Source organism: Arthrobacter sp. QXT-31, assembly GCF_001969265.1.
Classification (GTDB): domain Bacteria; phylum Actinomycetota; class Actinomycetes; order Actinomycetales; family Micrococcaceae; genus Arthrobacter.
This window is the reverse complement of the sequence record NZ_CP019304.1, coordinates 3,150,889-3,170,626: the sequence shown is the minus strand read 5'-3', so window position 1 is coordinate 3,170,626 and position 19,738 is coordinate 3,150,889. Positions and strand designations below refer to the sequence as shown.

Below are 19,738 nucleotides of genomic sequence, written 5' to 3'. Positions count from 1 at the left end.
AATAATATAAGTAGCTATCTTGTCTTACAAGTACTGCGGGTGGTTGGTCCGTTGTTACCGGAATCCAGGCGCGTCGTTAGTTCGCACCTACTTGATGCCGGTCGTCGCGATTCCCTTGATGAGGAATCTCTGTCCAAAGAGGAAAACCAGGAACACGGGCAGAAGGGAAACGATGGACATGGCGAACAGTGAGCCCCAGCTGGTGGCGGACTGCGAATCCACGAACGCCCGCAGCGCCACGGGAACCGTGAACATGTCGGGGTCCGTCAGGTAGATGAGGGCCCCAAAGAAGTCGTTCCAGGTCCAGATGAAGGTAAAGATGGTGGTGGTGGCCAACGCGGGAACCATCAGCGGCAGAATCACGCGCAGGAAGATCCGCGGATGGCCGGCGCCGTCGATCCTTGCAGCCTCGTCCAGTTCCTTTGGAATGCCGCGGATGAACTGGACCATGAGGAACACGAAGAACGCGTCCGTTGCCAGGAGTTTCGGTACGATGAGCGGCCAGAAGGTGTTCACCCAGCCGATCTGCGAGAACAGGATGTACTGCGGGACAATCACCACGTGGAACGGCAGCATGATCGTGAGCAGCATGATGCCGAAGAAGATCTTCTGCCCTGTGAACTGGAGCCTCGCGAATGCGTAAGCGGCCATGGAGCAGGAGATCAGGTTGCCCAGGATGGATCCGAGCACAACCACCGCGGAATTGATCATGTAGTGGCCGAACGGGTGGGTCAGCGCCGACCAACCGTCGGTGTAATTGCCCATTTCGAGGCTGTTGAGCCACAGGCTGGGCTCGCGGAAGATGAGCTCATTGGAACGCAGCGAGGAAACAACCATCCACAGCAGCGGGTAGATCATGACTCCGCCGGTGACGATCAGGATCGCGTGCTTGATCAGGGCTTTGGACCGCGCCTGGCGGCTAAAGGCCAGGGTGCCGGGCGATTCACGGCTTTTGCGTGGCCGTCGGGGGTTCGTTGGCTTGCCGGCCGGAGCTTTCTTGCTCGGGGCGGGCAGCGTCTCCAGCTTAGTCGTCATAGAAAACCCAATACTTTGCAGCGATGAAGTTGATGGCGGTGAAGGCGCCGATGATGACCAGCAGGAACCAGGCCATGGCGGAGGCGTATCCCATATCGAACTGGCCGAAGCCTTTTTGGTAGAGGTAGAGCGTGAAGAACATGGTCGAATCCGAAGGGCCGCCGTTGCCGCCGGAGACGATGAACGCCTGGGTGAACGACTGGAATGATCCGATGATCTGCAGCACAAGGTTGAAGAAGATGATGGGGCTCAGGAGCGGAAGCGTAATGCGCCAGAACCGCTGGAGCTTGGTGGCCCCGTCCACTTCCGCGGCTTCGTAGTACATGTTGGGTATCTGGCGCAGGCCGGCCAGGAAGATGATCATCGGAGCACCGAAGGTCCAGACGTGGAGCAGGATGATCGACCCCAGCGCCGTGCTCGGGTCCGAAATCCATCCCGGCCCCTCGATGCCGGCAAGGGCAAGTACTTGGTTCACCAGACCCGTGGTGCCGAAGATCTGCTTCCACAGGATTGCGATTGCCACGGAGCCGCCCAGTAGCGATGGTAAATAGAAGATCGAACGGTAGAACGGCAGTCCGCGCAGGCCCTTGTCGAGCACCAGCGCGATCAGCAGGGCAACCGCCAGCTGCAGCGGAACGCCGACGAGCACGTACGTAAACGTCACGCCGAGCGAATTGTGCAGCCTCGCATCGGTGAACATCCGCTGAAAGTTCTCCAGACCTACCCACTCCGGGGCCTGAATCAGGTTGTAGTCGGTGAAAGAGAGATACAGCGACATAAGCATGGGACCGACCGTGATGGCCACCAGTCCCACCAGCCAGGGCAGCAGGAAGATATAGGCGGCCTTGTTGTCGCGGCCGTTTGCCTTCTTTTCTTCGGCAGTCTTCGGCCCCTTTCGGCGTGAGAGGGACGTGAGTTCGGTGATGGCACTCACGGGGCACACCTCGCTCGCTGCGGCTTGGGTATGTTTTGAGCGGCCATGCGGTCTCCTTTGGTCATCGTGGCCATTCCCGCGGGGGCGGTCCGTCCCGGGAAGTCCCAGGGCCGCTCTTTGCCGCGGTTTTAAGCTTCGGTCAAGTGGAGGACTTTGTGCCCTTCGTCACTTTTGCGGAGCGGTCGGTACAACGGTAAACGCTTTCCAAGATGATGTACAGATTATTTCGGAACTTTTGGAAAACGCTTTCCCCTGCTGGGCGAATGGAGCAGGTCCCGCACCAAAATGATCGCAAGCCAGCCCGCAAACACGAGCCAGAAAACGTTTTCTCGGATACGATGCTAGTGCTTCCGTTTCCTCCCTGTCCAGCAGTTACATACCGGCAAGGATCAACCGCATGTCACAATCTTCCGCTTACGCTCCCTCCCCTACTGATGTACGCCCAAGGCCACAGAACCCAGTGCCCCGGATCGCCCTCGTCGGCGTGCACGGTTTCGGCGCCCGGCACCTGGCCAACCTGGCTCGGCTGCAGGCCGCCGGAATGCTCGACTTCGTGGCTGTAGCGGACCCCCGCCCTCCCGGTAAGGGAGTCCTGAAGGAATCCGTGGCCGTCTTCGAGACTCTCGATCACCTCCTTCGGGCCGGAACCGCCCCGGATGTGGTCATCCTGGCTACCCCCATCCAAACGCATGTTCCCCTCGCCGTGGCTGCCATATCTGCAGGCGCGGACGTGTACGTTGAGAAGCCTCCGGCGGCGTCCCTGCAGCAGTTCCGGGAACTGCTGCAGGCCGCCGAGTCAGCAGGGCGCCTCGTCCAGGTTGGCTTCCAAAGCCTGGGATCTGATGCGCTGCCCGCCATCCGGGGGCTCATCGCGAACGGCGAAATCGGTGACGTGCTGGGACTCGGCGCCAAGGGAACCTGGCTCAGGACGCGGGGCTACTTCAAGCGCTCACGGTGGGCCGGCAAGCGGGCAATCAATGGAACCGATGTTGTTGACGGCGTCGCCACCAACGCGCTGGCACACGCCGTGGTGACGGGCCTCAGCGTCGCCGCTGCCCGAACCCTTGATGATGTGGCCGGCGTGGACACCGATCTCTACCGTGCCCACCCAACTGAAAGCGACGACACGTCAGTAGTCAGGGTGCGCACTTCCGCGGGACAGGTTCTCACGTGCGCGCTGACCCTTTGCGCTGCCCGGCAGACACGTCCATCCGTAACTGTCTTCGGCACGGCAGGCAAGGCAGAGCTCTTCTACACCGAGGATGAACTGGTGGTGCGCACTGCCCACGGCGAGCGCCGGGAAGTATTCGCCCGCGTGGACCTGCTGGAGAATCTGCTGGAAGTGCGCGCCTCGGGCGGAGAGCTGCTCAGCCCGCTGTCCGGCTCGGGAGCCTTTATGGCTGTGCTCGAAGCAATCCGCACGGCACCCTCACCCCGGCAGATCGACAACAAGTACATCACGTGGGAAGGCAGCGGTGATGATGCCCATGCGGTCGTGGAGGGAATCGCTGAACTGACAAACCGGGCCCTCCTCGCCCAGGCAACGTTCTCCGAACTCGGCGCACCATGGGCCAAACTGCTGGAGACGGCAGCCACTTGCAACGTCGGTGGACGCGAAGTAGCAAGCCATCAGGACGGCAGCCACATCCGCCCCAGCTCATCCCCGCGGCCTTACCTGCATCCTGTCCGGACTCTTGCCGGCACCGTGGTGACCGACCACCAGCCCACCGATCATGTATGGCATCTTGGCGCCGGCGTGGCAATCCAGGACGTTGCCGGCGTGAACTTCTGGGGCGGTCGGACTTATACGCGCGAGGCCGGCGGGTACGTGTGGCGTGACGACCACGGCCGCATCGAAATAACGGATACAACCGAGTCCCCCGGGGCCCTGGTTCAGTCACTGCGCTGGTTCGGACCCGACGGTACGCCGCTGCTGACCGAACAGCGGCGCTGGCGGTATGACGCCGTCGGCCCGTCCGTGTGGCGGCTGCGCCTCGACTCTGAACTTGCACCCGCAGGACCGGAGCCCGTGCCGCTTGGCAGCCCGGGCTCCAACGGCCGGGAAAACGGCGGCTATGGTGGCTTCTTCTGGCGCCTGCCGCCTGTTACCGGCGCGCGCATTTGGACGGCTGCGGCCGCAGGCGAGGAGGCCGTGCACGGAAGCGTGGCGCCGTGGCTGGCATGCAGCGGCGTGTTCGGGCCAGCCGGAATGTCCGAAACAGAAGGGGCAGCCACCCTCGTGTTCCTCGCCGCTCCGCAGGCACCGGATCCATGGTTCGTGCGGCTGGCCGGCTACCCGGGCGTCGGGCTGTCGCTCGCCTGGGACAGGCCTGTCCTCGCAAGCCGGGACAAACCGGTCCGGCGCACCGTCACGGTCCTGATCGCCGACGGCATCCTGAGCACCACAGACGTCTCACGGCTCACTGACTCTTTGGGGGAAACCGCATGAACGTTCCTGCAACCGCCCTGAATGAAACCGCCCTGTCTGGAACCGCGCCGGCCAGAGCTATCCTGCCCGCGGCACCGTCAGCCCCCGCGGATATCAGCCTGCCCGGAAACCCGGACGACCGGGCCGCCAAACGGCAACGCGTCCTGGACATACTGGACGCCAAGGGCAACGATTCCGTGCTCCTGACCAGCCACACCGCCCTTACCTGGTACCTCGACGGCAGCCGCGTGCACATCAGCCTGGCCGGAGACCCGATAGCCGCCCTTCTCGTGGACCGCACCGGCGACCACCTCATCACCTTTAGCAACGAGGCGGAACGCCTCGCCGCCGAAGAGCTGCCGCCCGGCGTCGGACTTCACATGGTTCCGTGGCACGGACAGTTGGCCCACGCTGCCGGTGCACTGGCCGGAGCCGGCGTACCGCTGGCGGAGAAGTCCGTGGCAGCTGAGCTGCGGGCGGCGCGGCAGTCCATGCTGCCCGGTGAGAGTGCGCGGTATGCGCGGCTGTGCGCCGATGCCGCCGGCGCCATGACCGAGGTCCTGTCCGGGGCAACGCCGGACACCACGGAGTTCGAGATCGCTTCCGCCCTGGCGGCCCGGATCGTCGCGGCCGGTGCCGAGCCGCTGGTCCTGCTGTGCAGCGGCAGTTCACGCAGCGCGTTCCGGCACCCGCTCGCCAAGCATGCGCCCCTGGGGCGGCGGGCGATGGCCGTGGTCTGCGCCCGGCGGCACGGCCTGGTGGCAAACCTGACCAGGTGGGTGCGGTTCGACGCCGGCACTCCGGACGAGCGGGACGCCGAGGCCCGCATCGCGGCAGTTGAAGCGGATGTTTTCGCGGCCACGGTCCCGGGCGCCCGGCTCAGCGGCATCTTCGCCGAGATCCAGGCAGCCTACACCCGGCACGGCTTCGGGGCCGACCAGTGGACGCGGCACCACCAGGGCGGGCCGGCCGGGTACGCGGGACGTGATCCCCGTGCCACTCCCGCAACCGACGACGCCGTGGTGCCCAACCAGACCTTCACCTGGAATCCTTCCGGCCCTGGCGTCAAGATCGAGGACACGGTCCAGCTGACCCTGGCTGGCAAAAACGTGCTGACACTGGATCCGCGGTGGCCGTCGGCGGACGTCAACGGACTCCCCCGGCCGCTGACGCTGCAGCTGTAGCCGTAAACAGCAGAAGAGGGCGTTCCCGGATCCGGGAACGCCCTCTTCTTGTTAGGTGGATGGAGAGTTACGAGAGCCGGAACGCAGGGTCCGCCGGCAGGTCGAAGGCGCGGTCCCGCGGTTCGGGTGCGAGTCCGGCGGTGAAGCTGAACCCAAGGCCCGGCCGGTCCTCGCTATAGAGGCGGCTGTCGCGGATCCGGACCGGTGACGGGTCGGCCAGGATGCCCAGCTGTTCGAAGGACGCGTCCTCCACGTCCTCCACGCTGACGGCCTCGGCGAGGGTCAGGGCCAGCTGGCCGGACAGCTCCGGCAGCAGGTGCGGCGCCACCCGGGTGCTGTTGGCGCCGGCCAGCTCGACGATGCGCCGGAACGGCGTAATGCCGCCCACGCGGACGACGTTGGGCTGGATGATGTCCACCGCTTCGGCCTCGATGAAGTCGCGGAAACGGTAGATGGTGTGGACGTTCTCACCCAGGGCGATGGGCACCGGCGACTGCTTCCGCAGGCGGCGGTAGGCCGAAAGGTCGTCGGCGCGCAGCGGTTCCTCCAGCCAGTCCAGGCCGAACTGGCCCAGCACGTCCAGGGCGCGGAGGGCAGCGGGCAGGTCCCAGCGCTGGTTCGCGTCGATCATCAGCCGGCGATCGGGACCGAGCACTGACCGGACCGCCGCCACCCGTTCGGCGTCCTCGGCGAGGTCCGGCTTGCCCACCTTGATCTTTACGGCCTGGTGGCCGGCCGCCACCCATCGTTCGGTCTGCGCCACGAGTTCGTCCAGGGTGTAGTGCAGGTTCACGCCGGAGCCGTAGACCTCCACTGATTCGTGCCGCTGGCCCAGCAGCCCGGCCACTGACGACCCCGCGTTGCGGGCCGCCAGGTCCCATAGGGCGAGGTCGACGCCGGCCATCGCGATGGTGGTCAGCCCGCCCCCGCCTGCCTCATGCAGGCGCTTCCAGAGCTGGTCCCAGACCACTTCCGGCTTCGCGTCCAGACCGGTGATGAACGAGGCGATGTCGTGGTCAAGGAGGGCCTTGACCGCCTGCGGCCCGATGGTGGGGGTCCAGGAAAAACCGTGCCCCGCGCCGCCGTCATCGGTAAAAAGGCTGGTGGCAATGATGTGGTTCTCGGGCGCCTCCGCTCCCCAGCTGCGCCGCAGCGGCACCGTGATCAGGCGCGTGTGCAGCCCCGTGATCCTGACCGGCATCAGCGGCCGGCCAGTTCGTGGCCCTTGGCCAGGATCGCCTTGAGCTCCACGAGCTGCTCTTCGGTGGGGTCCACCAGCGGGGGCCGCACCGGCCCGACCGCCAGGCCGTTGAGCCGCAGCCCGGCCTTGATAAGGGAGACACCGAAGCCCGGCGTCTGGTCCCGCAGGCGGACCAGGGGCGCATAGAAGCCGTCGAGCAGGGCCTGCCGGCGGTCCTCGTCGCCGCTGGCGTAGGCGTCGTAGTAGGCCATGGCGATTTCCGGTGCCATGGCGAAGGCGGCCGAGGAGTACAGCGGGATGCCGAGTCCGCGGTAGGCGCCCTGGGTCAGTTCGGCGGTCAAGAGCCCGTTGAAGAGCAGGAAGTCCTCGCGTCCTCTGGCTTTGACGGCGGAGACGATCTCCTGGGCCAATCCGACGTCGCCGATGCCGTCCTTGAAGCCGATCACCTTGGGGTTGCCGGCGAGCCGGGCGATGGCCTTGGCCGTGAATTTGGCCGTGCCGCGGTGGTACACGATCACCGGAAGGCTGCTCGCCCCGGCCACCGCCTCGATGTAGGCCACCACTCCGTCGGTGGGTCCGGTGACCAGGTACGGCGGCAGGACCAGCAGGGCGTCGGCACCCGCCTCCTCGGCCGCACGGGCCGCGGCAAGGGCATGGCCCAAGGGTCCCCCGGCGCCGGCGATGACCGGCACCTGCCCGTTGACGGTTTCGACGGCGGTGGCCACCACGGTGCGCACCTCGTCGATGCTCAGGGCATGGAACTCACCGGTTCCGCACGCCGGGAACACTCCTCCCGGACGGTGCTCCAGGCGCGAGGCGATGTGCTGCCTCAGGACTTCTACGTCCACTGCGCCGTCCGCGCCGAAAGGGGTGACGGGAAAGAAGAGTACGCCGTCGAGTTTCATTTGGTCTCCTGTGGTGTGGGTGATCCTGTGCTGGCTGATGCTGCGGCCGCGCCGACCAAGGTTTCCTCTTCACTGATTTCACCGGCAACGCCCAGCTCGCTGCGCCACGTGCGTTTCGGTTCCCAGCCGAGCAGCCGCCTGGCTTTGGCGATGGAAAAGGCGGGGCTGGTGCCCGTAAGTCCGGCGGCAAGCTCGGCGCTGCCCGTCAAGAACCGGGGCAGCAGCGTGGCCAGCGGTTCGGTGGCCAGCGCGTCGGCCGCGCCCACGAAGAACGTCTCGCCGTTGGGGATGGTGTCCATGTTCCGCAGGAGCACGTCCAGGAAGTCGGCCACGTCACGGGCGTCCACGTAGTTGAAGAGGGCCGGTGCGGACAGCGCCGGGTCGGCGAGCCTTTCGCGGACCGTGTGCCCCTGCTGCGTGGGGGCACCGTCCCATTCTTCCGGCGAGATGACGTAGCACGGCCGGAAGGCAGCGTAGCGGATCCGGCTGCCTTGGGCGGCGGCGAACATCTGCACCGTCTGCTCGGCGATCAGCTTGGACAAGGCGTAGGCGTTCCAGGGCCGGGGCGTCGTGTCCTCGTCCACCGGAAAGGACTCCGGCAACCAGCCGGCCGGGGAGCCGTAGCCCAGCACAGTGGGGCTGCTGGCCGTGACAATCTTGCCGATCCCGAGTTCTGTGGCCGCGCTGACCACCGTGAACGCGAGACGGGTGTTCGTGCTGAGGATGACCTCCTCGGGTGCACTGAAAGGCACGGCAATAGCAGCGAGGTGGACGACGGCGTCGGGCGCTGTGCGTTCCAGGAGGCGGAACGCCTCACCGGGGGCCAGCAGGTCCGCGGTTTCCTGTTCGACGCCTGCCGGGAACGTGCCGGCCGGAACGGCGTCCCGGTCCGCCGAGATGACGTTGTGGCCCGCCCCGGCAAGGCCGGCGACCACGCTGCGGCCCAGGCGTCCGGCGCCGCCGGTGACAAGGATTCTGCTCATGGGTGTTCTTTTCCTGCTCTGCTCAGGCCCGGCCGCGGCGCAGTTCCACGCCCAGGCCAAGCTCGCTGATGCGGACGGGGAGTTCGGTTTCCAGCGACGCGTTGCCCGCGATGCCGACGGCCACGGAGCGCACCCCGTCCAGGTAGCCGGAGGGCCGCCCCAGCGGGTCCTCGCCGGGGCCGTTGAACAGGTCGGAGAGCAGGAGGTTGTCGCCGCCGCCGTGGCCTCCTTCGCCGTTGACGATGGGCACCTCATATGCGGGCTCCCAGTGGCGCTGGACCACGAGGCGCTCACCGTTCCGGCGTACGGCGTCGTCTTCCTCGACGGGAGTGGCGGAGGGGTCCACCACCGTTTTCTTGTCGGTGCTGTGGACGACGGCGGCACGTTCCACCACCTCCAGCTCGGCCCTTCCTTCGGTTCCGTTGACGGCAACCCGGTAGCCCTCCCAGGGGCTGTGGGCGTTCAGGGAGTAGCTGAGCGTGGCCCCGCCGTCGTAGTCCACGGTGAGGGCCAGGTTGTCCTCGATGGTGATGCCGTCAGTGAAGACGTCCTGGTCCCGGCGGTAGCCGTCAAACTTCTCGTTGTCGTAGTACAGCCCGCGCAGCCGCTCGTCCTCGCGGAGGTCCAGGGCGAACGGGTCCCGGGTTTCCAGGGTGCTGCCTTCTGTGGTGCCGCGATCGGGCCTGGCTCCAAGGCCGCGCTCCGCCGCGTTTTTGGCGCCGTAGAACCGCAGGCCGCCCGAAGCATAGACCCGTTCGGGTACATCATCGATCCACCAGTTCACCAGGTCGAAGTGGTGCGATGCCTTGTGGATGAGCAGCCCGCCGGAGTTTTGCTTGTCGCGGTGCCAGCGGCGGAAGTAGTCGGCGCCGTGGACCGTGTCCAGGACCCAGCTGAAGTCGATGGAGGTGACCTTGCCGATTACGCCGTCCTGGATCACCTGCTTCAGCGCGCTGTTCCGGGGCGAGTAGCGGTAGTTAAAGGTAACCACCACGTTCCGGCCGGTGGCCGCCACCGCCGAGGTGATCCGGCGGCAACCCTCGGCGTCGATGGTCAGGGGCTTTTCCACCACGACGTCGGCCCCCGCCTCGAGTGCCTCGACGATGTAGTACGCGTGGGTGTAGTCGGGCGTGGTGACGATGACACGGTCGATGGCGTTGGCCCTGATGTATTCGGTCAGGCTGCCGGGCTCGAACGAGTCCGCCGGTCCCTCCGCGCCCAGTTCCTGCATAAGCCGCTGGTAGTACTCCACACGGCCGGGATTCGCATCCGAGAGGGCCACCAGTTCGGCCACATCCGCGTGCTGGCCAAGGATTGCGCGGATGTACATTTCCGAGCGGCCCCCGGTGCCGATCAGCGCGATGCGCGACCGCTTCGTTGCTGCGGCAGTCCCCGGTTGATGCGGGCGGGCGGTGTCGACGTTGACCATGGGTGGGCCCCTTTCCAAAGGCGGTAGGCGGGCCGCTTGACGCCCTGCCCACATGAAGGAAGAATCCTGAGAAAGCGTTTTCTCGAAACGTTATAAGCTTTGTATCAAGACAGCGGCGAGCACGTCAACCGTCTTTTAGAAGCCGCACGGGCCGCGACTCAGGCCGTTGCCATCTCAGTGGCGCCGGGCCGCGGCACAGGACAGAGGGAAGGAAGTTATGGCCAGGAGAACGGGCACCCGGCGCATCGGCATTGCGGACGTTGCCAGTAAGGCCGGCGTCTCGCATGCCACCGTTTCCCGCGTCATGAACGGCAATTTCACGGTGGACCCCGCCATCGCCCAGCGCGTGCGGGACGCCGCGGCGGAACTGAACTACCAGCCAAACCCGGTGGGCCGCAGCCTCGCCCTGGGCAAGACCGACACCATCGGCATCGTGGTGCCCGATCTCGCCAACCCCACGTTCCAGGCCATCCTCCGGGGGGTGAGCATGGCCGCAGCCCAAGACGGCTACCGGGTGCTGATCGCCGACTCCTCGGAAGTCTCCAGCGAGGAGGCCATTCTGGCCGGAGAGGCGCGGCGGCGCTGCGACGGCCTGGTGCTGTGCGCGCCGCGCATGGGTGACGCCGAACTCGAGGAGCTGGCGCCCTCACTGCACCCCATGGTCCTGATCAACCGCAGCACCAGGGAAACCCGAGTGCCAAGCCTTGAGGTGGATTACAGCCAGGGCGTCCAGGAACTCGCGGAACATCTTGTGGGCTTGGGGCATACCAGCGTCGCGTTCCTGGCCGGTCCCGCCCGAAGCGCCTCCAACCGGGCCCGCATGGCCGGACTGGACAAGTTCCGGGCAGCGAATCCGGGCGTCGAACTCCTGATGCTTGAGGGCGGGTCCAGCTTCGAAACCGGACATGAAGCGGTGGACGCGGTGCTGGCCAGCGGGGCCACGGGCGTCCTGGCCTTCAACGACCTCGTGGCCATGGGACTGCTCAGCGGACTGCACGAGCGCGGCGTCCGCGTCCCCGAGGACATCTCGGTCACCGGATTCGATGACATCCCCTTCGCCCGGTACACCACCCCGCCGCTCACCACCGCCGCGGTACCCATCACGGAGCTCGGCGAACGGGCCTGGCACCGGCTGCTGGCGCTCATCCGCAACGCCGAAGCCCCGGACGAGGAGAGCACCTTCCAGCCGCGGCTCGAGATCCGCGGGAGCTCCGGCCCGGCCGCAACATAGCCCGCTCCTATGGAGTTTTTGTACGGACAATGGCCGCTGAATGTCCCTCAAATCGTGACAGGTGGACAAAGCTCCACGCACGATGCGAACCTAGGACGGCGTGCGACCCTAGGGGCCGCCGTCCTTATCGCCGGGCCGGCGCCAGCAGCACGTCAACGAGCTCCGCCAGGCCGCCGGCCATGTCCACCTTCTTGTCGTACAGCCACTGCAGCTGCAGGCCGTCGAACGCGGCGATGACCAGCCGCGCGAGCGACTCTGCCCCGGCGTCGGCCCGGACCTCCCCCGCGTCCTGGCGGCGGCGGATATCGAGCGCCAGCTCCTCCACCAGCCGTGCGTACCTGTCCTGGAAGTATCCGTGGGACGCGTGGTCCGGGTCATTGGCCGTGGCCGACGCCACGGCGTAGAGCGTGGTCAGGCCCGGCTCGTTCGTGTTCCGCTCCGCCACAGAGGCCAATGCTGCCAGCCCGGACTCATCCAGGCTGCCGGCCTCCCGGCTGCGGCGGTCGCGCTCGGCAAGTACCGCCGTCAGGAGCTCCTGCTTGCCGCTGAAATAGTGGAAGAGCGTGGCCTCTTTGACGCCCACGAGCTCGGCCACGCGCTTCAGGGCCGTCCGCTCAAAGCCTTCGGTGGCAAAGACATCCGTGGCGGTCTGGATGATCTGCTCGCGGCGTTCGGCACCTTTGGCGTACTGCCCGCGGGGCTTTGACGGCGACATTCCGCCAGTTTATTTCAACGTCCTGCTCCACCGGAGGCAGGGATGTCTGCAAAAACACAGTCCCGCTACGGGTGCGCGTGCCCCGCGTCCTTCCCCTCGAGCCCGGCTTCTTTGTAGTACCCCCTGATGTGGGCGGCAACAAGCTCGGCTGCCCGGCCGCCGTCGTCCTTCCGGATGGCGGCCAGAATCTCCCGGTGCTCTGTCCGGAGACGCGAGGCGGTGTTGTCCCAGTCCGGCAGGTTGGCGGTCAGCTGCCCGGCGTAGCCCTGGATGGCCTCGCGCAAAGACCCCATCATGGCGCTGACGACGGCGTTGCCGGCGGCATCCGCCAGGGCCAGATGGAAGCGGACGTCGAGGGCCAGGAAGTCGTCGATGCCGTGGTCCCCGTCCATGTCGTCGAGCAGTGCCCCGGCGAGGTCAAGTTCGGCGGCGTCCGGCCTGGCCCGGCCAGCCGCCCAGGACTCGAGCAACACGCGGGTTTCCACCACGTCCTCCACCGGCAGGTGCTGCGTGGCCACGTGCAGCCGCAGTGCGGAGCCGAGTGCCGCCGTCGGGTCCGAGATCACCACGGTCCCCGCCTCGGGGCCGGAACCCACCCCCGCCCGGACCACACCCATGGCCTCAAGGACGCGGATGGCCTCACGGACGGAGGTGCGGGAGACGCCGAGCTGCTCGGCCAGTGTCCGCTCGGCCGGAAGGCGTCCGCCGACGGCGAGCCGGCCGCCGAAGAGCTGGTCCTCGATCCACCGCAGGACAAGTTGGTGCGTGCGCATGGTCCCCATGGTACTTGATGTGGTTGGACCACATCCTTTAGAGTGTGGTTAGACCACACCGGGGAGGCTCTGGCTGTTCAGCACCTCCCGGCATGCCCACGGAGGAAAGCTATGACCCACACCATCCAGCCGAGCAACCCCGAGACCACCCCCGCCCCGGACGCAACGGACATCCCGGCCACCCGGCCCGGCACCGGCGCTGCGGGCGTCCCCGTCCCGGTCGCCGCGGGGACCGCCGCCGTTCCGGCCGCTCTGAAGCGCCGCATCCCGAAGTACTCGGACCTGGCCCCGCTGATGCAGTTCAAGAAGCCCCAGTTCAGCAAGGAAGCCCGGCTCAAGCGCGCCAGCACGGTATGGGAACTGCGCGACATCGCCAAGCGCCGCACCCCGCAGGCCCCCTTCGACTACACGGACGGCGCGGCGGAGGGCGAGATCACCCTGCGGCGGGCCCGCGAGGCGTTCCTGGACATCGAGTTCCGCCCGGGCATCCTGCGGAATGTGTCCAGCATCGACCTGAGCACCGACATTCTGGGCAAGCCTTCCCGGCTTCCCGTGGGCATCGCCCCCACCGGCTTCACCAGGATGATGCAGTCCGAAGGCGAATACGCCGGCTCCCAGGCCGCCGAGGCCGCGGGCATCCCCTACACGCTTTCCACGATGGGCACGGCGTCGATCGAGGACGTGGCCGCCGCGGCACCCAACGGCCGGAACTGGTTCCAGCTGTACCTGTGGACGGACCGGGACCGCTCCCTCGAACTGATCGAGCGCGCGGCCAGGGCCGGCAACGACACCCTGATGGTCACCGTTGACACGGCCGTGGCGGGGGCGCGGCTGCGTGACGTCCGCAACGGCATGACCATTCCGCCGGCGCTGACGCTGAAGACCGTGCTCGACGCCTCCTACCGCCCTGCCTGGTGGTTCAACTTCCTCACCCACGAGCCGCTCACCTTCGCCTCGCTCTCCCGGTACACGGGCACGGTGGCGGAGCTCATCAACTCCATGTTCGATCCCACCCTCACGTTCGAGGACCTGGACTGGCTGCGCGAGACCTGGAAGGGCAAGCTCGTGGTCAAGGGAATCCAGACCGTGGAGGACGCCCGCAAGGTGGTGGATCACGGCGCCGACGGCATCGTCCTGTCCAACCACGGCGGCCGCCAGCTCGACCGTGCCCCCATCCCCTTCCACCTGCTTCCCGAGGTGTCGAAGGCACTCAAGGCGGACAACAGCAATGCCGCGGTCATGCTGGACACGGGCATCATGAGCGGCGCGGACATCATCGCCGCGCTGGCCCTCGGCGCAGATTTCACGCTCATCGGCCGCGCCTACCTGTACGGGCTCATGGCGGGCGGCCGGGCCGGGGTTGACCGCGTGCTGCAGATCCTCGAGAAGGACATGGCCCGCACAATGGCCCTCCTCGGCGTCAGCAGCATCTCCGAGCTGACCCCGGACCACGTGCGGATCCTCGGCAAGTAACCTGGGGCTACCCAACTGGCTCGCAGTTGTTGTCGTTCTGGGGCGTCAAAACGACAACAAATGCGAGCCAGTTGGGAGAGGTTTACTTTTTGCGGCCGAACTTGGGCAGGTTGGCCAGCAGGTCGGCGGCCTTCGTCGCGGCGCGGCCTACGGTGCGGCCGATCTGCTGCGGGACGGTGTCGTCCTGGCCGGCGCTTCCGGCCACCTGTCCGCCGGGAACCACGACGGCGGGACTCAGCTGTCCGCTCGACGGTCGCCCGGGCGCGTGGGTTGCGGCCTCCGGCGTGCCGCCAGCGGGTGCCGCGACGGCAGCAGCGAACGCGTCCGGGACCTCGGCGGCCGGGCCGGCAACGCCGGCCGAGGCCGCGGCGGCTGCGGCGGCGGGGCTTCCGGCGCCCGCCGCAGTCCGGGCGGTGCCGGTCTGGGTTTCGTCGGCACGCTGTGCTGCGGCCTGCTGTGTTGCGGCTTCCGGTGACGCTGCGGCGGAAGCCGCGCGTCCGACGTCGAACGTCTCAAGCCAGCTGGCGACCCCCTCAAGCGGCTTGGTGTTGATCGCGTAGTAGCGCTTCTGGCCCTGGGCGCGCATGCTGACGAGGTCTGCTTCCCGCAGGACCTTGAGGTGTTTGGAGATGGTGGGCTGGCTCGCCGCGAGCTCCTCGACCAGCTCCCCCACAGCTTTGTCCCCCGCCTGGAGGGACACGAGAATGTCCCGCCGCGTTGCCTCAGCAATGACGGCAAATACGTCGTCTGTCACCATGAGACCCACCCTAGCGACATATACGCCTAATGGCATCTACTATTTCGCGGGCGTCAGCTCCCGTGAAGAACTAGTCGAACCAGGGGTCGAGCCCGTGGAGCGGGAAGACTTCCTTGCGGGTGGCCATCACGGTGCGGTCGACGTCGTCGTTGGGGTCGAAGCCCACCTCCCACGAGCGCCACCAGACATCGGCGTCATCGCCCATGCTCTCGGGGGTGTCCACGCCGTAGCGCTCCTGCACATAGGTCCGCCACGCCCCGGGCACGGGGGTCCGCAGCGGCACCGGGCGGTTCGCGGCGATGCCGATCAGGTGGCTCCAGGTCCGTGGCACCACGCCGGTGATGTGGTATCCGCCGCCGCCGGTGGCGATCCAGCGGTTTTCGCAGTACCGCGCGGCGAGATTTGCGACGGCGGTGGCGGCCTCGCGCTGTCCGTCCACGCTTACGCTGAGATGGGTCAGCGGATCGAGCCGGTGGGAGTCGCAGCCGTGCTGGCTGACGATGACGTCGGGCCCGAAGGCGCCCACGAGCTGCGGGACCACGGCGTGGAAGGCCCGCAGCCAGCCGGCGTCGCCCGTTCCCGCCGGCAGTGCCACGTTCACGGCACTCCCCAGGGCTTCGGGACCGCCGATCTCGTTGGCGAAGCCGGTCCCGGGGAAAAGGGTCATGCCGGTCTCGTGGAGGGAGATGGTGAGGACGCGGGGATCGTCCCAGAAGATGCTTTGCGTCCCGTCCCCGTGGTGCGCGTCGACGTCGATATATGCCACGCGCTGCACGCCGCCGTCGAGCAGTTTCCGCACCGCCAGGGCGGCGTCGTTGTAGACGCAAAAGCCGCTGGCGCGCTCCCGGGAGGCGTGGTGCAACCCGCCGCCGAAGTTCACAGCCCGCACGGCCGAGCCGTCCAGGATCGTACTCGCGGCGAGGAGCGAGCCGCCGGCCAGCCGGGCCGCGGCCTCGTGCATGCCGGCAAAGGCGGGATCGTCCTCGGTGCCGAGCCCGTAGGACTCGTCCGCGGCGGCAGGGTTGTCGCTGGCCCGGCGGACGGCAGCCACGAAGTCGGCGCTGTGGACGGTGGTGAGCTCGCCGTCGCCGGCCACGTCCGGGGCCGACAGTGTGACGTGGTCAAGGTCCAGCAGGCCCAGGCTCCGGGCCAGCCGGGCGGTCAGGTCCAGGCGCTCGGGCGCCATCGGGTGGCCGGGGCCGAAGTTGTACGCCGTCATGGCGGCGTCCCACACCACCGTCGTTGGCAGTGCGGGGAGGCTGAGTCCGGACTGGAATGTCATCACTCACAGGCTACCCGAGCCAGGTTCGCTCCCGACCCGGCCATTGGCCCGGGGTTTAGTGGTTTACTACTTGAGGAAGCAGAGAGTCAACCTAGGAACAGCCGCACATGACCCAAAGCCAGTCGAGGTCCAAAAGCCCGGCCAACTGGCACCCCGGAGCGCCGGAGCGCGAGGGCCTTTGGATATTCACGGGCATCCGTGACTTCATCGACGACATCGCCAACACGTCGCCGGCCCGCCTTGCCCTGAGCGCGTTCGTGGTGGTCATCCTCCTCTTCACCGGCCTCCTGTCGCTGCCCGCGTCCTCGGCAACCGGCGACTTCACCCCGATCCACCAGGCCCTCTTCACCGCCGTCTCGGCTGTCTGCGTCACGGGCCTGACCGTGGTGTCCACCGCCGTGCACTGGTCCTTCTTCGGGCAGCTCATCATTCTGATCGGCATCTTCGTCGGCGGCCTCGGCACGCTGACCCTGGCTTCGCTGCTGGCCCTGATGGTGAGCAAGAAGCTTGGTGTCCGCGGCAAGCTCATCGCCCAGGAGGCCATGAACGCCGGCCGCCTTGGCGAGGTGGGTACGCTGCTGCGGATCGTCATCACCACCTCGGTGGTCATCGAGGCCGCCCTCGCGATCGCCCTGATCCCGCGCTTCATGGTCCTCGGCGAGCCGTTCTGGCAGTCCGTCTGGCACGGTGTCTTCTACGCCATCTCGTCCTTCAACAACGCCGGCTTCACCCCGCACTCGGACGGCATCGTCCCCTACGAAACAGACCTCTGGATCCTCATCCCCCTCATGCTGGGCGTGTTCCTGGGCAGCCTGGGCTTCCCCGTGGTCATGGTCCTGCAGCAGAACGGGCTGAACTGGCACAAGTGGAACCTGCACACGAAGCTCACCATCCAGGTCTCGTTTATCCTGCTCGCTGCCGGCACGGTGCTGTGGGCCCTCATGGAGTGGGACAACGCCCGCACCATCGGCGGCATGAGCCTGGGCGACAAGATCACGCACTCCCTTTTCGCCTCCGTAATGACCCGCTCCGGCGGCTTCAACCTGGTGGACCAGAACCAGATGGAATCCACCACCATGCTGCTGACGGACGCCCTCATGTTCGCCGGCGGCGGCTCGGCTTCAACGGCCGGCGGCATCAAGGTGACCACCATCGCCGTCATGTTCCTGGCCATCATCGCCGAGGCCCGCGGCGACGCGGACGTCAAGGTCTATGGCCGCACCATCCCCGAGGGGACCATGCGCGTGGCGATCTCGGTGATCGTGGCAGGTGCCACGCTGGTTTCCGCGTCCGCGTTCCTGCTTCTGCAGATCAGCGGGGCGTCGCTGGACCGGGTGCTGTTCGAAACCATCTCGGCGTTTGCCACTGTCGGCCTGAGCACCAACCTCAGCGCCGAGCTGCCGCCGTCGGGCGTGTATGTCCTGTCCGCCCTGATGTTCGCCGGCCGCGTCGGCACCGTCACCCTCGCCGCTGCCCTGGCACTGCGCCAGCGCAGCCAGCTGTACCACTACCCGGAAGAGAGGCCCATCATTGGCTAATTCCTCAGGTGCCCCCGCCCGCCCCGCCCACAACGCACCGGTACTGGTGATCGGGCTGGGCCGCTTCGGCTCCTCCACGGCCGAGCAGCTGGTGAAGCAGGGACGCGAGGTGCTGGCCATCGAGCGCGACAGGTCCCTCGTCCAGAAGTGGGCCCCCCTCCTGACCCACGTGGTGGAGGCGGACGCCACCAACATCGACGCGCTGCGCCAGCTGGGTGCGCAGGAGTTCAGTTCTGCCGTCGTCGGCGTCGGCACGTCCATTGAGTCCTCGGTGCTCATCACCGTGAACCTGGTGGACCTCGGCATCGAGCACCTGTGGGTCAAGGCCATCACGCCGTCGCACGGCAAAATCCTCACCCGCATCGGCGCCAACCACGTCATCTACCCCGAGGCCGACGCCGGCGTCCGCGCCGCGCACCTGGTCTCCGGGCGCATGCTGGACTTCATCGAGTTCGACGACGACTTCGCGATCGTCAAGATGTATCCCCCGCGTGAAACAGTAGGTTTCACGCTGGACGAGTCCAAGGTGCGGTCCAAGTACGGCGTGACCATCGTGGGCGTGAAGTCCCCGGGTGAAGACTTCACCTACGCTCGGCCCGAGACCAAGGTGTCCGCCCGCGACATGCTGATCGTCTCCGGCCACGTGGACCTGCTGGAACGGTTCGCCGCGCGGCCGTAGGGGGCCCACGCCCGCAGGGTTCCCTGACCGAGCCTGCGGGGCTGGGAGCAGTGCGGACTTGCGAGGTTAGGGTGCGGGTGGGGACTAGCCGAGCTGCTTGGTGATCTCGGCCGCGCGGTCAGCCGCGGCGCGGGCGCCTGCGGCGATGATGGCCGGCATGCCGCGGTCATCGAAGGTTGCGATGGCCCGTTCGGTGGTGCCGTTGGGGCTGGTCACGGCTTTGCGCAGGGCGCTGGGTTCGGCGCCGGGTTCGGCCAGCATGAGGCCGGCCCCCGCCACGGTTTCGCGTGCCAGCAAGAGCGCCAGCTCCTGGTCAAGGCCGAGTTCGACGCCGGCGGCGGCCATGGCCTCGGCCAGGTAGAACGCGTAGGCCGGACCGGAACCGCTGATGGCGCTGAGGGCGTCCACCTGCTCCTCCGGGATTTCGACGACGGTCCCCACGGCGCCGAGGATGTCTTTCGCCCGCTGGAGCTGCTCGGGCGTGCAGTTGGTGCCGGGAGACACCGAGACCACGCCGCGGCCCAGCTTCGCCGGGGTGTTGGGCATCGTCCGGATCACCGGCTGACCAGCGGGCAGCGCGGCTTCGAGCTGGGCGATGGAGACGGCGGCAGCAACGCTAATGACGATCGCATCGGGGGAAAGGGAGTCACTGATTTCCCGGGCGAGCTCGGCGATACCCACGGGCTTCACGCCGAGAATGACAATGCCTGCAGCCTTCGCGGCCTGCTTGTTGTTGTCAGGTTCTTCGCTGCCGGCGATGGCCGTGATGCCGGCGTGCCGTTCCGCCAGCTCCGCTGCACGTTCCGCGCGGCGGACGGTGGCCACGATCTCCATGGGATCCATGCCCCCCTCCAGCAGGCCGCCCAAAATGGCCTCGTTCATTGATCCACAGCCAAGGAATGCGATTCGGTTGCTCATTGGTCCATCATTGCAGTTCAGCGCTGCCGATGCAGACGGCGTCCAGTCACCGGAGCCCGCCCATTCACAGGAAGCTCACATGTTTGTCGGAGCATTCACACACCTTGGGCCCCTAACTTAGGTAGTACCTCATTGAGGGTGCGAGTGATGAAGCAAGCATGGGGATGCTTGTCAGGCACCGGCGGTTCTGCAGTGGTTTTGCCCATTTTTCTGCAGCAGGCCGTCGGTGTCTTTGCTTTAGGGACCCTCCGCCGGGCCGGGTGCCTCACATGG

The 19,738-nt window shown here is 67.0% G+C and carries 17 protein-coding genes; 6 read left to right on the top strand and 11 right to left on the bottom strand.

Going from position 1 to position 19,738, the window contains the following annotated elements:
* Nucleotides 1–87: 87 nt before the first annotated feature.
* Nucleotides 88–1,035: a carbohydrate ABC transporter permease gene (locus BWQ92_RS14320; protein WP_076800502.1), complete on the bottom strand. Its 948-nt coding sequence runs from the start codon at nt 1,033–1,035 to the stop codon at nt 88–90.
* The gene (locus tag BWQ92_RS14315) at nt 1,025–1,969 is read right to left on the bottom strand and encodes a carbohydrate ABC transporter permease (RefSeq protein ID WP_076800500.1); all 945 of its coding nucleotides are present in this window, start codon (nt 1,967–1,969) and stop codon (nt 1,025–1,027) included. Before BWQ92_RS14315 ends, BWQ92_RS14320 begins: the two co-directional genes overlap by 11 nt.
* 397 nt (nt 1,970–2,366) lie before the next feature.
* Between BWQ92_RS14315 and BWQ92_RS14310 the strand changes: the two genes are divergently transcribed.
* Together BWQ92_RS14310 and BWQ92_RS14305 are read left to right on the top strand one after the other, a co-directional pair.
* Nucleotides 2,367–4,418 (top strand): DUF6807 family protein, encoded by a 2,052-nt coding sequence (locus BWQ92_RS14310; protein ID WP_076800498.1) that lies wholly within the window; start codon nt 2,367–2,369, stop codon nt 4,416–4,418.
* The gene (locus BWQ92_RS14305; RefSeq protein WP_083706311.1) at nt 4,415–5,581 is read left to right on the top strand and encodes a M24 family metallopeptidase; all 1,167 of its coding nucleotides are present in this window, start codon (nt 4,415–4,417) and stop codon (nt 5,579–5,581) included. Before BWQ92_RS14310 ends, BWQ92_RS14305 begins: the two co-directional genes overlap by 4 nt.
* A 67-nt stretch (nt 5,582–5,648) precedes the next feature.
* Here BWQ92_RS14305 and BWQ92_RS14300 read toward each other — a convergent pair whose 3' ends face one another.
* Genes BWQ92_RS14300 through BWQ92_RS14285 form a run of 4 tightly spaced genes read right to left on the bottom strand, consistent with a single transcriptional unit; the run spans nt 5,649 to nt 10,099 of the window.
* Nucleotides 5,649–6,782, bottom strand: coding sequence for a mandelate racemase/muconate lactonizing enzyme family protein (locus tag BWQ92_RS14300; RefSeq protein ID WP_076800496.1), 1,134 nt, complete (start codon nt 6,780–6,782; stop codon nt 5,649–5,651).
* Complete coding sequence (locus tag BWQ92_RS14295; protein ID WP_076800494.1) at nt 6,782–7,687, bottom strand: 5-dehydro-4-deoxyglucarate dehydratase; 906 nt, start codon at nt 7,685–7,687, stop codon at nt 6,782–6,784. Before BWQ92_RS14295 ends, BWQ92_RS14300 begins: the two co-directional genes overlap by 1 nt.
* On the bottom strand, nt 7,684–8,670 hold the full coding sequence (locus tag BWQ92_RS14290; protein ID WP_076800492.1) for an NAD-dependent epimerase/dehydratase family protein: 987 nt from the start codon (nt 8,668–8,670) through the stop codon (nt 7,684–7,686). Before BWQ92_RS14290 ends, BWQ92_RS14295 begins: the two co-directional genes overlap by 4 nt.
* Before the next feature lie 22 nt (nt 8,671–8,692).
* On the bottom strand, nt 8,693–10,099 hold the full coding sequence (locus BWQ92_RS14285) for a Gfo/Idh/MocA family protein (RefSeq protein ID WP_076800490.1): 1,407 nt from the start codon (nt 10,097–10,099) through the stop codon (nt 8,693–8,695).
* Between the two features lie 217 nt (nt 10,100–10,316).
* Here BWQ92_RS14285 and BWQ92_RS14280 point away from each other — a divergent pair, with 217 nt between their 5' ends.
* On the top strand, nt 10,317–11,330 hold the full coding sequence (locus BWQ92_RS14280; protein ID WP_076800488.1) for a LacI family DNA-binding transcriptional regulator: 1,014 nt from the start codon (nt 10,317–10,319) through the stop codon (nt 11,328–11,330).
* 124 nt (nt 11,331–11,454) lie between these two features.
* On the opposite strand, the gene BWQ92_RS14275 is transcribed toward BWQ92_RS14280, so the two are convergent.
* Nucleotides 11,455–12,045, bottom strand: a complete 591-nt coding sequence (locus BWQ92_RS14275) for a TetR/AcrR family transcriptional regulator (RefSeq protein WP_076800486.1) — start codon at nt 12,043–12,045, stop codon at nt 11,455–11,457.
* A gap of 65 nt (nt 12,046–12,110) precedes the next feature.
* Nucleotides 12,111–12,818 carry a FadR/GntR family transcriptional regulator gene (locus BWQ92_RS14270; RefSeq protein ID WP_076803731.1) on the bottom strand — a complete coding sequence of 236 codons (708 nt, stop codon included), beginning with the start codon at nt 12,816–12,818 and terminating at the stop codon, nt 12,111–12,113.
* 111 nt (nt 12,819–12,929) lie between these two features.
* Here BWQ92_RS14270 and BWQ92_RS14265 point away from each other — a divergent pair, with 111 nt between their 5' ends.
* Nucleotides 12,930–14,291: an alpha-hydroxy acid oxidase gene (locus BWQ92_RS14265; protein WP_076800485.1), complete on the top strand. Its 1,362-nt coding sequence runs from the start codon at nt 12,930–12,932 to the stop codon at nt 14,289–14,291.
* Between the two features lie 82 nt (nt 14,292–14,373).
* On the opposite strand, the gene BWQ92_RS14260 is transcribed toward BWQ92_RS14265, so the two are convergent.
* Nucleotides 14,374–15,048, bottom strand: coding sequence for an ArsR/SmtB family transcription factor (locus BWQ92_RS14260; protein ID WP_076800483.1), 675 nt, complete (start codon nt 15,046–15,048; stop codon nt 14,374–14,376).
* 70 nt (nt 15,049–15,118) lie between these two features.
* Complete coding sequence (locus BWQ92_RS14255) at nt 15,119–16,330, bottom strand: acetoin utilization protein AcuC (protein ID WP_076800481.1); 1,212 nt, start codon at nt 16,328–16,330, stop codon at nt 15,119–15,121.
* Between the two features lie 107 nt (nt 16,331–16,437).
* Here BWQ92_RS14255 and BWQ92_RS14250 point away from each other — a divergent pair, with 107 nt between their 5' ends.
* Nucleotides 16,438–17,868 carry a TrkH family potassium uptake protein gene (locus tag BWQ92_RS14250; protein WP_076800479.1) on the top strand — a complete coding sequence of 477 codons (1,431 nt, stop codon included), beginning with the start codon at nt 16,438–16,440 and terminating at the stop codon, nt 17,866–17,868.
* Complete coding sequence (locus BWQ92_RS14245) at nt 17,861–18,547, top strand: potassium channel family protein (RefSeq protein WP_076800477.1); 687 nt, start codon at nt 17,861–17,863, stop codon at nt 18,545–18,547. The genes BWQ92_RS14250 and BWQ92_RS14245 overlap by 8 nt, the downstream gene beginning before the upstream one ends.
* An 84-nt stretch (nt 18,548–18,631) precedes the next feature.
* On the opposite strand, the gene proC is transcribed toward BWQ92_RS14245, so the two are convergent.
* Nucleotides 18,632–19,465 carry a pyrroline-5-carboxylate reductase gene (proC, locus tag BWQ92_RS14240; protein ID WP_076800475.1) on the bottom strand — a complete coding sequence of 278 codons (834 nt, stop codon included), beginning with the start codon at nt 19,463–19,465 and terminating at the stop codon, nt 18,632–18,634.
* Between the last annotated feature and the right edge of the window lie 273 nt (nt 19,466–19,738).

Bases quoted from the DNA above. Each gene is read 5' to 3' on its own strand.
- BWQ92_RS14290 (WP_076800492.1), bottom strand. From the start codon at position 8,670: ATGAGCAGAATCCTTGTCACCGGCGGCGCCGGACGCCTGGGCCGCAGC.
- BWQ92_RS14275 (WP_076800486.1), bottom strand. From the start codon at position 12,045: ATGTCGCCGTCAAAGCCCCGCGGGCAGTACGCCAAAGGTGCCGAACGC.
- BWQ92_RS14250 (WP_076800479.1), top strand. From the start codon at position 16,438: ATGACCCAAAGCCAGTCGAGGTCCAAAAGCCCGGCCAACTGGCACCCC.
- BWQ92_RS14285 (WP_076800490.1), bottom strand. From the start codon at position 10,099: ATGGTCAACGTCGACACCGCCCGCCCGCATCAACCGGGGACTGCCGCA.
- BWQ92_RS14310 (WP_076800498.1), top strand. From the start codon at position 2,367: ATGTCACAATCTTCCGCTTACGCTCCCTCCCCTACTGATGTACGCCCA.
- BWQ92_RS14295 (WP_076800494.1), bottom strand. From the start codon at position 7,687: ATGAAACTCGACGGCGTACTCTTCTTTCCCGTCACCCCTTTCGGCGCG.
- BWQ92_RS14270 (WP_076803731.1), bottom strand. From the start codon at position 12,818: ATGCGCACGCACCAACTTGTCCTGCGGTGGATCGAGGACCAGCTCTTC.
- BWQ92_RS14320 (WP_076800502.1), bottom strand. From the start codon at position 1,035: ATGACGACTAAGCTGGAGACGCTGCCCGCCCCGAGCAAGAAAGCTCCG.
- BWQ92_RS14265 (WP_076800485.1), top strand. From the start codon at position 12,930: ATGACCCACACCATCCAGCCGAGCAACCCCGAGACCACCCCCGCCCCG.
- BWQ92_RS14255 (WP_076800481.1), bottom strand. From the start codon at position 16,330: ATGACATTCCAGTCCGGACTCAGCCTCCCCGCACTGCCAACGACGGTG.
- BWQ92_RS14305 (WP_083706311.1), top strand. From the start codon at position 4,415: ATGAACGTTCCTGCAACCGCCCTGAATGAAACCGCCCTGTCTGGAACC.
- proC (WP_076800475.1), bottom strand. From the start codon at position 19,465: ATGAGCAACCGAATCGCATTCCTTGGCTGTGGATCAATGAACGAGGCC.
- BWQ92_RS14300 (WP_076800496.1), bottom strand. From the start codon at position 6,782: ATGCCGGTCAGGATCACGGGGCTGCACACGCGCCTGATCACGGTGCCG.
- BWQ92_RS14280 (WP_076800488.1), top strand. From the start codon at position 10,317: ATGGCCAGGAGAACGGGCACCCGGCGCATCGGCATTGCGGACGTTGCC.
- BWQ92_RS14260 (WP_076800483.1), bottom strand. From the start codon at position 15,048: ATGGTGACAGACGACGTATTTGCCGTCATTGCTGAGGCAACGCGGCGG.